Genomic DNA, 12,432 nt, shown 5'->3' on the forward strand with positions numbered 1-12,432 from the left:
ATGGGTAAAGTCACCGGCTTCATGGAGTACGAGCGCATCGAGGAGGGCTACGAGCCCGTGGCGAAGCGCGTCAAGACCTACAAGGAATTCGTGATCGGCCTGAGCGATGAGCAGGCCAAGGTGCAGGGCGCACGCTGCATGGATTGCGGCACACCTTTCTGCAACAGCGGGTGCCCGGTCAACAACATCATTCCGGACTTCAACGACCTGGTCTACCAGGGCGACTGGAAGAATGCGATCGAGGTGCTGCACTCGACCAACAACTTCCCGGATTTCACGGGTCGCGTCTGTCCCGCGCCTTGCGAGGCGGCCTGCACGCTGAACATCAACGACGACGCGGTGGGTATCAAGTCCATTGAACACGCCATCATCGACAAGGCCTGGGAGCAGGGTTGGGTCAAGCCGCAGCCGGCCGCTGTCAAGACCGGCAAGAAGATCGCCGTCGTCGGCTCGGGCCCGGCCGGCATGGCGGCCGCCCAGCAGCTGGCACGTGTCGGCCACGCCGTGACGGTGTTCGAGAAGAACGACACCATCGGCGGCCTGCTGCGCTTCGGGATTCCTGACTTCAAGTTCGACAAGTCGCACATCGATCGCCGGGTCAAGCAGATGGAAGCCGAGGGCGTGGTGTTCAAGACCAACGTCATGGTCGGCGAATTGCCCAAGGACTCCAAGGTCACCAACTGGGCCAAGGAAACGATCAGCCCCGCGCAACTGCAGAAGGAGTTTGACGCGGTCGTGCTGGCCGGTGGGGCCGAGCAGTCGCGCGACCTGCCGGTGCCGGGACGTGACCTCGATGGCGTCCATTTCGCCATGGAATTCCTGCCCATGCAGAACCGTGTCAATGCGGGTGGCAAGATCAAGGACCAGATCATGGCGACCGGCAAGCACGTCATCGTGATCGGTGGTGGCGACACCGGCTCGGATTGCGTGGGCACCAGCAACCGCCATGGCGCGGCCAGCGTGACCCAGTTCGAAGTGATGCCCCAGCCGCCCGAGCAGGAGAACAAGCCGCTGGTCTGGCCCTACTGGCCGCTCAAGCTGCGCACCAGCTCCAGCCACGAAGAGGGTTGCGCGCGCGAGTTCGCCGTCTCGACCAAGGAATTCATCGGCAAGAACGGCAAGGTCACGGGCCTCAAGACCGTACACGTCGAGTTCAAGGACGGCAAGTTCGTCGAGATTCCGGGGACCGAGAAGGAATACAAGGCGGATCTGGTGCTGTTGGCCATGGGCTTTGTCAGCCCGGTGGCAACCATCCTGGACGCTTTCGGCGTGGCCAAGGACGGTCGTGGCAACGCCAAGGCCGGCACAGACTTCCAGGGTGGTTATGTCACCAGCGCCCCCAAGGTGTTCGCCGCCGGTGATATCCGCCGTGGCCAGAGTCTGGTGGTCTGGGCGATTCGCGAGGGCCGCCAGGCGGCGCGGGCCGTCGACGAGTTCCTCATGGGTTCCAGCACCCTGCCTCGCTAAGGCGTCCCTCACAAATCGCCCTGGGGGCGTACAAGGAATGGCGGGCAGATGGCCCGCCATGCGCGAGGGCTGCCGGGCGGCGCGGGCCGTCGATGAGTTCTTCATGGGTGCCCATATGCTGCCGCGCTGACCAGGCGCTTTGCCGTATGATGCAAAAGCCGGAACACGCCGGCTTTTGCTTTTTTATGGCTGCATCATCAGACACTCCCTTGGTCGAGCTGCGCAACGTCACCTTTGGCTACAGTGACCGCGTCATTCTTGACAACGTCAGCCTGAGCATTCCGCGTGGCAAGGTCACTGCGCTGATGGGGGCGTCCGGCGGCGGCAAGACCACCGTGCTGCGCCTGATCGGCGGGCAGAACCTGGCCCAGCAGGGCGAAGTGCTGTTCGATGGCGAGGATGTGACCCGCATGGACCAGCAGCAGCTCTATCTGGCGCGACGCCGCATGGGCATGCTGTTCCAGTTCGGCGCCCTGTTTGCCGATCTCAGCGTGTTCGAGAACGTGGCGTTTCCCCTGCGCGAGCATACCGATCTCACCGAAGAACTGGTTCGCCACCTCGTGCTGATGAAGCTTAACGCGGTCGGCTTGCGCGGCGCGCGCGATCTGATGCCCAGCGAGGTCTCGGGCGGCATGGCGCGGCGTGTGGCGCTGGCGCGTGCCATCGTGCTCGACCCCGAGCTGGTGATGTATGACGAGCCGTTTGCCGGGCTGGACCCGATTTCCCTGGGTACGGCCGCCCAGCTGATCCGTCGTTTGAATGACGCCATGGGGCTGACCAGCATCGTCGTGTCGCACGACCTGGAGGAAACCTTCCAGATTGCCGACCAGGTGGTGATCCTCGCCAACGGCGGCATTGCAGCCCAAGGCACGCCGGATGAAGTGAAGCGCTCGACGGATCCCCTGGTGCAGCAGTTCGTGCAGGCCCAGGCCGAAGGGCCGGTGCATTTCCATTACCCAGGCCCCAGTGTCGAGCAGGATTTCGGGGAGGTCCAGGCATGAGCTGGTGGCGACCTTCCGATGTCGGCTTTGCCGTGCGGCGCAAGCTCGACGACATGGGCTACGCGACGCGGCTGTTCTTCCGGCTGGTGCAGCTGGCCGGCCCCACCTTCAAGCGCCTGGGGCTGGTGCGCGACCAGGTGCATTTCCTGGGCAACCACTCACTGGCGATCATCGTGGTCTCCGGCCTGTTCGTGGGTTTCGTGCTCGGCCTGCAGGGCTACTACATCCTGGTGGACTACGGCTCGACCGAGGCGCTGGGCCAGATGGTGGCGTTGAGCCTCGTGCGCGAACTCGGCCCGGTGGTGGCGGCCTTGCTGTTTGCCGGCCGTGCCGGTACCTCGCTGACCGCCGAGATCGGCCTGATGAAGGCGGGCGAGCAACTCAGCGCCATGGAGATGATGGCGGTCGACCCGGTCCGCCGCATCCTGGCGCCGCGCTTCTGGGGTGGTGTGATCGCCATGCCGCTACTGGCTGCGGTGTTCAGCGCGGTGGGCGTGATGGGGGGCTGGCTGGTCGGTGTGGTCATGATCGGGGTTGATCCGGGGGCGTTCTGGAGCCAGATGCAGGGCGGCGTCGATGTCTGGAATGACGTGGGCAATGGGGTCGTGAAAAGCATCGTGTTCGGCTTCACGGTGAGCTTCGTGGCTCTGTTGCAAGGGTATGAGGCGCAGGCGACGCCTGAAGGGGTGTCGAGTGCCACCACGCGAACCGTGGTGATGGCCTCGCTGGCGGTTTTGGGTCTGGATTTCATCTTGACGGCAATGATGTTTACGATTTGAGGAGAGTGTGGTGCAACGCTCAAAAAATGATGTGTGGGTCGGTCTGTTTGTCCTGATTGGCGCGGGGGCCATCCTGTTCCTGGCGCTGCAGGCCGCCAATCTGCTGAATCTGAGCTTCCAGTCCACCTACCGCGTCGAGGCCCGCTTCGACAACATCGGGGGGCTCAAGCCCAAGGCAGCCGTCAAAAGTGGTGGCGTGGTGGTCGGCCGTGTCGAGGGCATCACCTTCGATGACAAGACCTTCCAGGCCCGCGTGATACTGGCCATGGAGAGCCGCTACAAATTCCCCAAGGACAGTTCGCTCAAGATTCTCACCAGCGGTCTGCTGGGTGACCAGTACGTTGGCATCGAAGCTGGCGCCGAGGAGAAGAACCTGGGCGCAGGCGACGTCATTTCTTCCACCCAGTCGGCCATCGTGCTGGAAAACCTGATCGGCCAGTTCATCTACAACAAGTCGGCTGAAGGCGCTGGGCCGAACGCGGCCAAGAAATGACGTTGGCGGGTTGTTCCCACCCGGGCCGGCCAGCGCTGCAGTCCTGGCTGTTGCGCCTGTTGGCGCTGGCTTTGGGCCTGCTCATGACCGGCTGCGCGACCGGTCCACAGGCCAATCCCGCTGACCCTATGGAGCCCTGGAACCGGGGGGTCTACAAGTTCAACGATGCGCTCGACCGCGCCGTGCTCAAGCCGGTGGCCACGGTTTATCAGGAGTCCACGCCTGAGCTGGTGCGCCGGGGCATCGGCAACTTCTTCGCCAATCTCGAAGACGCCTGGACCACGGTCAACAGCGTGTTGCAACTCAAGGGGCAGGCTGCCGGCGAGAGTTTCACCCGCTTCTGGGTGAATTCCTTCTTCGGGCTGGCCGGCGTGCTGGACGTGGCCAGCGAGATGCAGATCCCACGCCACAACGAGGATTTTGGCCAGACCCTTGGTTATTGGGGGGTAGGGGCGGGGCCGTATGTCATGCTGCCCTTGCTGGGGCCTTCGACGGTGCGCGATACCGCTGCCCTGCCCGCGGATTGGCGGGGGGACCTCGTGACCCATATCGAGGACGTGCCCACGCGCAACACGCTGATCGGTGTGCGCGTGATTCACAAGCGGGGTCGCCTGCTCAAGCAGGAAGACCTGCTTGAAGGCGCTGCCCTGGACAAATATACTTTCCTGCGCGATGCCTACCTGCAGCATCGGCGCAATCTCGTCTATGACGGGAACCCGCCCGAAGAGCCGATGATCGAAGATGTCGAGACGGACGGGAATGAAACTGCCAAGTGAAGTCTGCCCTGTCGGCCGGTATGCGCCGGCGGACGTTACAGTGAAGTCGGCATCCGGCCGGCGCATTGCCTGAGTTCTGGAGTGTTACACCATGCAACGACGCGTTTTCCATCACCTGCTGGCTGCCTGTGCCGCTATGGGCGCCCTTCTGGCACCGGCCTGGACGCCTGCCTGGGCGGCCGACGAAGGCGCTGATGCCGTGATCCTGAAGCTGTCGAACGAGGTGCTCGACAGCATCAAGGCTGATGCAGCCATCAAGGCTGGCGACATCAATCGCCTGATCGTCCTGGTCGATACCAAGATCATGCCCAACGTCAATTTCCAGCGCATGACGGCGGCCTCGGTCGGCCCCGGCTGGCGCCAGGCCACACCGGAGCAGAAGAAGCGCCTGCAGGAGGAGTACAAGATCCTGCTGGTGCGCACCTACGCCGGAGCGCTCTCCCAGGTCAACGACATGACGGTATCGCTCAAGCCCATGCGTGCGGCGCCTGAGGACAAGGAAGTCGTGGTCCGTACGGAAGTCAAGGGCAAGGGCAATCCTGAGCCCGTGCAACTGGACTATCGCCTGGAGAAAACCCCGGGCGAGGGCAAGGGCTGGAAGATCTACAACCTCAACGTCATGGGCGTCTGGCTGGTGGAAACCTATCGCAGCCAGTTCGCCCAGGAGGTCCATGCCAATGGCATCGACGGCCTGATTGCCTCGCTGGTCGAGCGCAACAAGGCCAATGCCAAGAAGGCCTGATCATGCTGGTCCTGCCTTCTGAACTGACCCACAAGCAGGCCACGGCCTGCCTGCGCATGCTGGTGCAGGGCATGCCCTCGCAAACGGGGGCCGCGGTGGTGGTGGACGCGGCTTCGCTTCAACGCTTCGATTCTTCTGCCCTGTCCGTGCTGCTGGAGTTCCGCCGTGCCAGCCTGAAGCGCGGCAAGGGCTTCGAAATCCACAACCTTTCCTCCCGCCTGGTCGATCTGGCCCGCCTCTATGGGGTGTCTGAGCTGCTGCTGCCGACCGCCTGAGCGTGGGGGCTCTTGCGAGCGCCTAAAATAGCGGGTTCCCATGCCCGCTATCTCCTTTCAGTCCGTCTCCCGGTTCTACCCGCTCGCCCGCGGTCCCAAGGGCGCCACCTTCGCCGCTCTGGATGATGTCAGCCTGGACATCGAGGAGGGCGAGTTCTTCGGCCTGCTCGGTCCCAATGGCGCGGGCAAGACCACCCTGATCAGCATCCTGGCCGGCCTGGTGCGTGCCAGCCGAGGCAAAGTCTCCGTGCTGGGCCACGACGTGCAGGCCAACTATGCCCAGGCGCGCAAGCTGCTCGGCGTGGTGCCCCAGGAATTGGTGTTCGACCCCTTCTTCAATGTGCGCGAGACGCTGCGCATCCAGTCCGGCTATTTCGGCGTGAAGAACAACGACGCCTGGATCGACGAGCTGCTGGAAAGCCTGGGCCTGGCCGACAAGGCCAACGCCAATATGCGGCAGCTCTCCGGTGGCATGAAGCGGCGCGTGCTGGTGGCCCAGGCCCTGGTCCACAAGCCGCCGGTCATCGTGCTGGACGAGCCCACCGCCGGCGTGGACGTGGAGTTGCGCCAGACGCTGTGGCAGTTTGTGGCCCGGCTCAACCGCGAAGGGCACACGGTGCTGCTGACCACCCATTACCTCGAAGAGGCCGAGGCCCTGTGTGGCCGCATTGCCATGCTCAAGTCGGGCCGCGTGGTGGCGCTGGAACGCACCAGCGAATTGCTCAAGACCGCGTCCAGCCATGTGCTGCGCATGAAAATCGAGGGCCAGTTGCCGGCCGACCTGGCTGTACAGGCGCGAGTGACTGGACGCATCGTGCAGTTTCCCGCGCATGACGCGCGCGAGGTCGAGACCTACCTGGCCGCCGTGCGCGAGGCCGGGGTGATCGTGGACGACGTCGAGATCACCAAGGCCGATCTGGAGGACGTCTTCCTCCAGGTGATGGGAGATCAAAAATGAGCGGCTGGCAGACCCTGCTGTACAAGGAAGTGCTGCGTTTCTGGAAGGTCAGCTTCCAGACCATCGCCGCACCGGTGCTGACGGCCGTGCTCTACCTGCTGATCTTCGGGCATGTGCTGGAAGACCACGTCAAGGTCTATGACCGCATCGGCTACACCGCCTTCCTGATTCCCGGACTGGTGATGATGAGCGTGCTGCAGAACGCCTTTGCCAACAGTTCGTCCTCGCTGATCCAGAGCAAGATCATGGGCAACCTGGTCTTCCTGCTGCTCACGCCCCTCTCGCACTGGGCCTGGTACCTGGCCTACGTCGGCTCTTCGGTGCTGCGTGGCCTGGTGGTAGGCACGGGCGTGTTCCTGGTGACCTTCTGGTTCACCGACCTCACGATCCAGGCGCCGTTGTGGATCCTTGTCTTTGCGGTGCTGGGGGCGGCCTTGCTGGGCTCGCTGGGCCTGATCGCCGGCCTGTGGGCCGAGAAGTTCGACCAGCTGGCGGCCTTCCAGAACTTCGTCATCATGCCCATGACCTTCCTCAGCGGCGTGTTCTATTCCATCCATTCCCTGCCGGCCTTCTGGCAGGGCGTGAGCCACCTCAACCCCTTCTTCTACATGATCGACGGTTTCCGCCACGGATTCTTTGGCGTGAGCGATGTCTCGCCCTGGTTGAGCCTGGCCATCGTAGGTATCGCGCTGCTGGCGGTTGGAAGCCTGGCCGTGCATCTGCTGCGCACCGGCTACAAGATACGCGGATAAAGAATATGACTGCAGACGAACTCCAGACCCTTATCGCCGCCGGACTGAAGTGTGAGCATATCGAGCTCACGGGTGATGGGCGCCATTGGTACGCCACCATCGTCTCGCCCGAGTTCGAGGGCAAGCGCCCCATCCAGCGTCACCAGCGCGTCTATGCCACGCTGGGCCGGAAGATGCACACCGACGAGGTGCACGCCCTGTCCATGAAAACCTATACGCCGGCCGAATGGGCTGCGCAAGCGAAGTGAACACCCATGGATAAATTGCTGATACGTGGCGGGCGCGAGCTGCGCGGTGAAGTGTCGATTTCCGGCGCCAAGAACGCGGCCCTGCCCGAACTCTGCGCTGCCCTCCTGACGGCGCAGCCGGTGACGCTGCTCAATGTGCCGCGCCTGCAGGACGTGGCCACCATGCTCAAGCTGATCCGCAACATGGGCGTGCAGGTCCAGCAGGGCGACGACGGCACCGTGCGCATTGATGCGTCGACCCTGAGCAGTCCGGAAGCGCCCTACGAGCTGGTCAAGACCATGCGTGCCTCGGTGCTGGCCCTGGGCCCGCTGCTGGCCCGCTTTGGCGAAGCCACGGTCTCGCTGCCTGGCGGCTGCGCCATTGGTTCGCGCCCGGTGGACCAGCATATCAAGGGCCTGACGGCCATGGGGGCCGAGATCACGGTCGAACACGGCTACATCCTGGCCAAGCTGCCCAAAGGTGCGACGCGGCTCAAGGGTGCGCGCATCACGACCGACATGGTCACTGTCACGGGCACCGAGAACCTGCTGATGGCCGCCACCCTGGCCGAAGGCGAGACCCTCCTGGAAAACGCCGCGCAGGAGCCTGAGATTCCGGATCTGGCCGAAATGCTCATCAAGATGGGCGCGAAGATCGAGGGGCACGGCAGCAGCCGTATTCGCATCGAGGGGGTGAAAGCCCTGCACGGTGGTGAGCACCGGGTGGTGGCTGACCGCATCGAGGCTGGCACCTTCCTCTGCGCCGTGGCCGCCACCGGCGGTGACGTGGTGCTCAAGCATGGCCGCGCCGACCATCTGGACGCTGTGATCGAGAAACTGGTGGCTGCCGGTGCCACGGTGACCGCCCTGCCGGATGGCATCCGCGTGCAGTCGCAGGGCCGCCTGCAGGCGCAGAGTTTCCGCACCACCGAGTACCCGGGGTTCCCCACCGACATGCAGGCCCAGTTCATGGCACTCAACTGCGTTGCCCAGGGCACGGCCAAGGTGACCGAGACTATCTTCGAAAACCGGTTCATGCACGTCAACGAGCTGGTGCGCCTGGGGGCGAAGATCCAGATCGACGGCAAAGTGGCTGTGATCGAAGGCGTGGAACAGCTCTCGGGCGCCACCATCATGGCCACCGATCTGCGGGCCTCGGCCAGCCTGGTGATTGCCGGCCTGGTGGCGGAAGGCGAGACTGTGGTCGACCGCATCTACCATCTGGATCGGGGCTATGACCGCATGGAAGCCAAGCTGGCGGCCATCGGCGCGGACATCGAGCGTCTCAAGTGAGAAAATGAACCCATGATCACGCTCGCCCTCTCCAAAGGTCGCATCTTCGACGAGACCCTGCCCCTGCTCAAGGCGGCCGGCATCGAGGTGCTGGACGATCCCGAAAAAACCCGCAAGCTCATCCTGGCCACCAACCAGCCCGAGGTGCGGGTGGTCTTGGTGCGCGCCACCGACGTACCGACCTATGTGCAGTATGGCGGCGCTGATCTGGGCATCACCGGCCTGGACACGCTGATCGAGCATGGCAGCGACGGGCTTTATCAGCCGCTGGACCTGCAGATCGCGAAGTGCCGCGTGAGCGTGGCCGTGCGCGAAGGCTACGACTACGCCGCCGCCGTACGCCAGGGCGCGCGCCTTCGCGTGGCGACCAAGTATGTGGCCATCGCACGCGAATTCTTTGCCGCCAAGGGCGTGCATGTGGACCTGATCAAGCTCTACGGCAGCATGGAACTGGCCCCGCTGACCGGCCTGGCCGACGCCATCGTGGACCTGGTGTCCACGGGCAACACGCTCAAGGCCAATCACCTGGTCGAGGTCGAACGCATCATGGATATCTCCTCGCGCCTGGTGGTCAACCAAGCAGCGCTCAAACTCAAGCGCGAGCCCATGCGCAAGATCATTGACGCCTTCGGCCAGGCACTGGGGCAGCCATGAGCCTGGTCGCCCGGCCCCTGCGCCTGTCCACAGTGCAAGCTGACTTTGAGCAGCGCTTCAAGGAGCGCCAGCACTGGTCGGGCGAGACCGACGCGGCCATCGAGTTGCGCGTGGCCGAGATCCTGGCCGACGTGCGTCAACGCGGTGACGCCGCGGTGCTCGAGTACACGGCGCGTTTCGACGGCCTGCAGGCCGGCTCGCTCAAGGAACTGGAACTTAGCCAGGCTGAACTCAAGTCGGCCTTTGACGCTCTGCCGACTGCCCAGCGCGATGCGCTGCAGTCAGCCGCCCAACGCGTGCGCAGTTACCACGAAGCGCAGAAGCGCGCCAGCGGCGAGAGCTGGAGCTACCGCGACACCGACGGCACCCTGCTGGGCCAGAAGGTCACGCCCCTGGACCGCGTGGGCATCTACGTGCCTGGTGGCAAGGCCGCGTATCCTTCCTCCGTGCTGATGAACGCCATTCCCGCCCATGTGGCCGGAGTGGGCGAAATCATCATGGTCGTGCCCACACCGCGTGGCGAGAAAAACCCGCTGGTGCTGGCCGCGGCCTACGTGGCCGGGGTCACCCGCGCCTTCACCATCGGCGGCGCCCAGGCCGTGGCGGCACTGGCCTACGGCACGGCCACCGTGCCCGGCGTGGACAAGATCACCGGCCCGGGCAATGCCTATGTGGCCAGTGCCAAGCGCCGTGTTTTCGGCCAGGTCGGCATCGACATGATCGCCGGCCCCAGCGAGATCCTGGTGCTGGCCGATGGCAGCACACCGGCCGACTGGGTGGCCATGGACCTGTTCAGCCAGGCCGAGCACGATGAGCTGGCGCAGAGCATCCTGCTCTGCCCGGATGCGGCGTATATCGAGGCCGTGCAGCGCGAGATCGACCGCCTGCTGCCCCAGATGCCGCGCGCCGAGATCATCGCCAAGTCCCTCAACGGCCGTGGCGCCTTGATTCATACGCGCAGCATGGAAGAGGCCTGCGCCATCAGCAACCGCATCGCGCCTGAGCACCTGGAAGTCTCCAGCAGCGAGCCGCATCGCTGGGAGCCGCTGCTGAGGCACGCCGGTGCCATCTTCCTGGGGGCTTACACCAGCGAATCACTGGGTGACTACTGCGCCGGCCCCAACCACGTGTTGCCCACCAGCGGTACCGCCCGTTTTTCCTCGCCGCTGGGGGTTTACGACTTCCAGAAGCGTTCGAGCCTGATCGAGGTCAGCGAAGCCGGTGCCCAGACCCTGGGGCAGATCGCCTCCGTGCTCGCGCATGGCGAAGGCCTGCAGGCCCATGCGCGCGCGGCTGAGATGCGCCTGAAAGACAGCAAGAAATGACAGCCCTCGATCCCAAGCTGCAGCGCCTGATCCGCCAGGACATCCAGGGTATGCATGCTTATGCCGTCCAGGAGTCGGCTGGCCTGGTCAAGCTCGACGCCATGGAGAACCCCTACGGCCTGCCGCCGGCCTTGCAGGCCGAGTTGGGCCAGCGTCTGGGTCAGCTGGCGCTGAACCGCTACCCGGACGGCCGCGTCAACGACCTGCGGGCCGCGCTGGCCCGTTACGCCGGCATGCCCGAGGGCTACGAACTCATGCTGGGCAACGGCTCGGACGAACTGATCTCCCTGCTGGCCATGGCTTGCGACGTGCCGGGTGCCTCCATCCTGGCGCCGGTGCCCGGCTTCGTGATGTACGCCATGAGCGCGCAGCTGCAGGGCCTGACCTTCCATGGTGTGCCGCTGACGGCTGAGTTCGAGCTCGATGTGACGGCCATGCTGGGCGCCATCGCCAAACACAAGCCCACGATCACCTACATCGCCTATCCGAACAACCCCACGGCCAATCTGTGGAGCGACACGGCGATCGAAAAGATCATTGCCGCCGTGGGTGAGCAGGGCGGCTTGGTGGTGATGGATGAGGCCTACCAGCCCTTTGCCTCGCGCAGCTGGATCGAACGCATCCGCGCCAAGCCGGCAGCCAACAGCCACGTGCTGCTGATGCGCACGCTCTCCAAATTCGGCCTGGCCGGCGTGCGGCTGGGTTACATGATGGGCCCGGCGGCCCTGATTGCCGAGGTCGACAAGGTGCGCCCGCCCTACAACGTCAGTGTGCTGAACTACGAATGTGCCCTGTTTGCGCTTGAGCACGCCGAGGTGTTCGCGGCCCAGGCACAGGAGATCAAGGCTCAGCGTGCTATGATTTTGGAAGCGTTGAAGGCCCTGCCCGGGGTGCGGGCCTGGAACAGCGACGCCAACATGATCCTGCTGCGTGTGCCCGATGCGGCCAAGACCTTCGAAGGCATGAAGGCGCGCAAGGTCCTCGTGAAGAATGTGTCGAAGTTGCACCCCCTGCTGGCCAACTGCCTGCGCCTGACGGTGGGCACGCCGCAGGAAAACCAGCTGATGCTGGCCGCGCTGAAAGAATCCTTATGAGCACACCACGTATCGCCGAAGTGTCCCGCAACACCGCGGAGACCCAGATCACCGTCAAGCTCAACCTGGACGGAACGGGTCAGTCGAACCTGTCGACCGGCATCGGCTTCTTCGACCACATGCTGGACCAGATCGCGCGCCACGGCCTGATCGACCTGGACATCCAGGCCAAGGGCGACCTGCACATCGACGGCCACCATACGGTGGAAGACGTGGGCATCACCCTGGGCCAGGCCGTGGCCAAGGCCGTGGGCGACAAAAAAGGCATCCGCCGTTACGGCCATGCCTATGTGCCGCTGGACGAGGCGCTGTCGCGTGTGGTGATCGATTTCTCCGGCCGCCCCGGCCTGGAGATGCACGTGCCTTTCAAGAGCGGCATGATCGGCAGCTTCGACAGCCAGCTGGCCTATGAGTTCTTCCAGGGTTTCGTGAACCACGCTTTCGTCACGCTGCACATCGACAACCTGCGTGGTGAAAATGCGCACCACCAGGCCGAGACGGTGTTCAAGGCCTTTGCCCGCGCCCTGCGCGCTGCGCTGGAAATCGACCCGCGCTCGGTAGGTACCATTCCCTCGACCAAGGGATCGCTCTAGTCG

15 protein-coding genes are annotated in these 12,432 nt (G+C 64.3%); all 15 read left to right on the forward strand.

The window, feature by feature from the left end; all coding sequences use genetic code 11:
- Positions 1-1,467, forward strand: a complete 1,467-nt coding sequence (locus AC1RRP_RS07285) for a glutamate synthase subunit beta (RefSeq protein WP_493034650.1) — start codon at positions 1-3, stop codon at positions 1,465-1,467.
- 185 nt (positions 1,468-1,652) lie between these two features.
- Entirely contained in the window at positions 1,653-2,468 is an 816-nt protein-coding gene (locus AC1RRP_RS07290; RefSeq protein ID WP_493034651.1) for an ABC transporter ATP-binding protein, read from the forward strand.
- Entirely contained in the window at positions 2,465-3,247 is a 783-nt protein-coding gene (mlaE, locus tag AC1RRP_RS07295) for a lipid asymmetry maintenance ABC transporter permease subunit MlaE (RefSeq protein ID WP_493034652.1), read from the forward strand. Before AC1RRP_RS07290 ends, mlaE begins: the two co-directional genes overlap by 4 nt.
- Before the next feature lie 10 nt (positions 3,248-3,257).
- Entirely contained in the window at positions 3,258-3,740 is a 483-nt protein-coding gene (mlaD, locus tag AC1RRP_RS07300) for an outer membrane lipid asymmetry maintenance protein MlaD (RefSeq protein ID WP_493034653.1), read from the forward strand.
- Positions 3,737-4,516: an MlaA family lipoprotein gene (locus AC1RRP_RS07305; protein WP_493034654.1), complete on the forward strand. Its 780-nt coding sequence runs from the start codon at positions 3,737-3,739 to the stop codon at positions 4,514-4,516. Before mlaD ends, AC1RRP_RS07305 begins: the two co-directional genes overlap by 4 nt.
- Positions 4,517-4,607: 91 nt before the next feature.
- Positions 4,608-5,258, forward strand: coding sequence for an MlaC/ttg2D family ABC transporter substrate-binding protein (locus AC1RRP_RS07310; RefSeq protein ID WP_493034656.1), 651 nt, complete (start codon positions 4,608-4,610; stop codon positions 5,256-5,258).
- 2 nt (positions 5,259-5,260) lie between these two features.
- Positions 5,261-5,533: an STAS domain-containing protein gene (locus AC1RRP_RS07315; RefSeq protein WP_493034658.1), complete on the forward strand. Its 273-nt coding sequence runs from the start codon at positions 5,261-5,263 to the stop codon at positions 5,531-5,533.
- Positions 5,534-5,573: 40 nt separating this feature from the next.
- A complete protein-coding gene (locus AC1RRP_RS07320; protein ID WP_493034660.1) occupies positions 5,574-6,491 on the forward strand; it encodes an ABC transporter ATP-binding protein in 918 nt (305 codons plus the stop codon).
- Positions 6,488-7,243 carry an ABC transporter permease gene (locus AC1RRP_RS07325; RefSeq protein ID WP_493034662.1) on the forward strand — a complete coding sequence of 252 codons (756 nt, stop codon included), beginning with the start codon at positions 6,488-6,490 and terminating at the stop codon, positions 7,241-7,243. The genes AC1RRP_RS07320 and AC1RRP_RS07325 overlap by 4 nt, the downstream gene beginning before the upstream one ends.
- A gap of 5 nt (positions 7,244-7,248) precedes the next feature.
- Positions 7,249-7,491 carry a BolA family protein gene (locus tag AC1RRP_RS07330; RefSeq protein WP_493034664.1) on the forward strand — a complete coding sequence of 81 codons (243 nt, stop codon included), beginning with the start codon at positions 7,249-7,251 and terminating at the stop codon, positions 7,489-7,491.
- Positions 7,492-7,497: 6 nt separating this feature from the next.
- Positions 7,498-8,763 carry a UDP-N-acetylglucosamine 1-carboxyvinyltransferase gene (gene murA, locus AC1RRP_RS07335; RefSeq protein ID WP_493034666.1) on the forward strand — a complete coding sequence of 422 codons (1,266 nt, stop codon included), beginning with the start codon at positions 7,498-7,500 and terminating at the stop codon, positions 8,761-8,763.
- Between the two features lie 12 nt (positions 8,764-8,775).
- A complete protein-coding gene (gene hisG, locus AC1RRP_RS07340) occupies positions 8,776-9,417 on the forward strand; it encodes an ATP phosphoribosyltransferase (protein ID WP_493034668.1) in 642 nt (213 codons plus the stop codon).
- Positions 9,414-10,742: a histidinol dehydrogenase gene (gene hisD / locus AC1RRP_RS07345; protein WP_493034670.1), complete on the forward strand. Its 1,329-nt coding sequence runs from the start codon at positions 9,414-9,416 to the stop codon at positions 10,740-10,742. Before hisG ends, hisD begins: the two co-directional genes overlap by 4 nt.
- A complete protein-coding gene (hisC, locus tag AC1RRP_RS07350) occupies positions 10,739-11,836 on the forward strand; it encodes a histidinol-phosphate transaminase (RefSeq protein ID WP_493034672.1) in 1,098 nt (365 codons plus the stop codon). Before hisD ends, hisC begins: the two co-directional genes overlap by 4 nt.
- Positions 11,833-12,429, forward strand: a complete 597-nt coding sequence (hisB, locus tag AC1RRP_RS07355; RefSeq protein ID WP_493034674.1) for an imidazoleglycerol-phosphate dehydratase HisB — start codon at positions 11,833-11,835, stop codon at positions 12,427-12,429. The genes hisC and hisB overlap by 4 nt, the downstream gene beginning before the upstream one ends.
- The last annotated feature ends 3 nt before the right edge of the window (positions 12,430-12,432 follow it).

It is taken from the genome of Hylemonella sp. GW821-FHT12C09, assembly GCF_058807395.1.

Excerpts from the sequence above, each read along its gene's own strand:
- mlaE (WP_493034652.1), top strand. The coding sequence starts at position 2,465 with ATGAGCTGGTGGCGACCTTCCGATGTCGGCTTTGCCGTGCGGCGCAAG.
- AC1RRP_RS07285 (WP_493034650.1), top strand. The coding sequence starts at position 1 with ATGGGTAAAGTCACCGGCTTCATGGAGTACGAGCGCATCGAGGAGGGC.
- murA (WP_493034666.1), top strand. The coding sequence starts at position 7,498 with ATGGATAAATTGCTGATACGTGGCGGGCGCGAGCTGCGCGGTGAAGTG.
- AC1RRP_RS07320 (WP_493034660.1), top strand. The coding sequence starts at position 5,574 with ATGCCCGCTATCTCCTTTCAGTCCGTCTCCCGGTTCTACCCGCTCGCC.
- AC1RRP_RS07330 (WP_493034664.1), top strand. The coding sequence starts at position 7,249 with ATGACTGCAGACGAACTCCAGACCCTTATCGCCGCCGGACTGAAGTGT.
- hisC (WP_493034672.1), top strand. The coding sequence starts at position 10,739 with ATGACAGCCCTCGATCCCAAGCTGCAGCGCCTGATCCGCCAGGACATC.
- AC1RRP_RS07315 (WP_493034658.1), top strand. The coding sequence starts at position 5,261 with ATGCTGGTCCTGCCTTCTGAACTGACCCACAAGCAGGCCACGGCCTGC.
- hisG (WP_493034668.1), top strand. The coding sequence starts at position 8,776 with ATGATCACGCTCGCCCTCTCCAAAGGTCGCATCTTCGACGAGACCCTG.
- AC1RRP_RS07325 (WP_493034662.1), top strand. The coding sequence starts at position 6,488 with ATGAGCGGCTGGCAGACCCTGCTGTACAAGGAAGTGCTGCGTTTCTGG.
- hisB (WP_493034674.1), top strand. The coding sequence starts at position 11,833 with ATGAGCACACCACGTATCGCCGAAGTGTCCCGCAACACCGCGGAGACC.
- AC1RRP_RS07305 (WP_493034654.1), top strand. The coding sequence starts at position 3,737 with ATGACGTTGGCGGGTTGTTCCCACCCGGGCCGGCCAGCGCTGCAGTCC.
- hisD (WP_493034670.1), top strand. The coding sequence starts at position 9,414 with ATGAGCCTGGTCGCCCGGCCCCTGCGCCTGTCCACAGTGCAAGCTGAC.
- AC1RRP_RS07290 (WP_493034651.1), top strand. The coding sequence starts at position 1,653 with ATGGCTGCATCATCAGACACTCCCTTGGTCGAGCTGCGCAACGTCACC.
- AC1RRP_RS07310 (WP_493034656.1), top strand. The coding sequence starts at position 4,608 with ATGCAACGACGCGTTTTCCATCACCTGCTGGCTGCCTGTGCCGCTATG.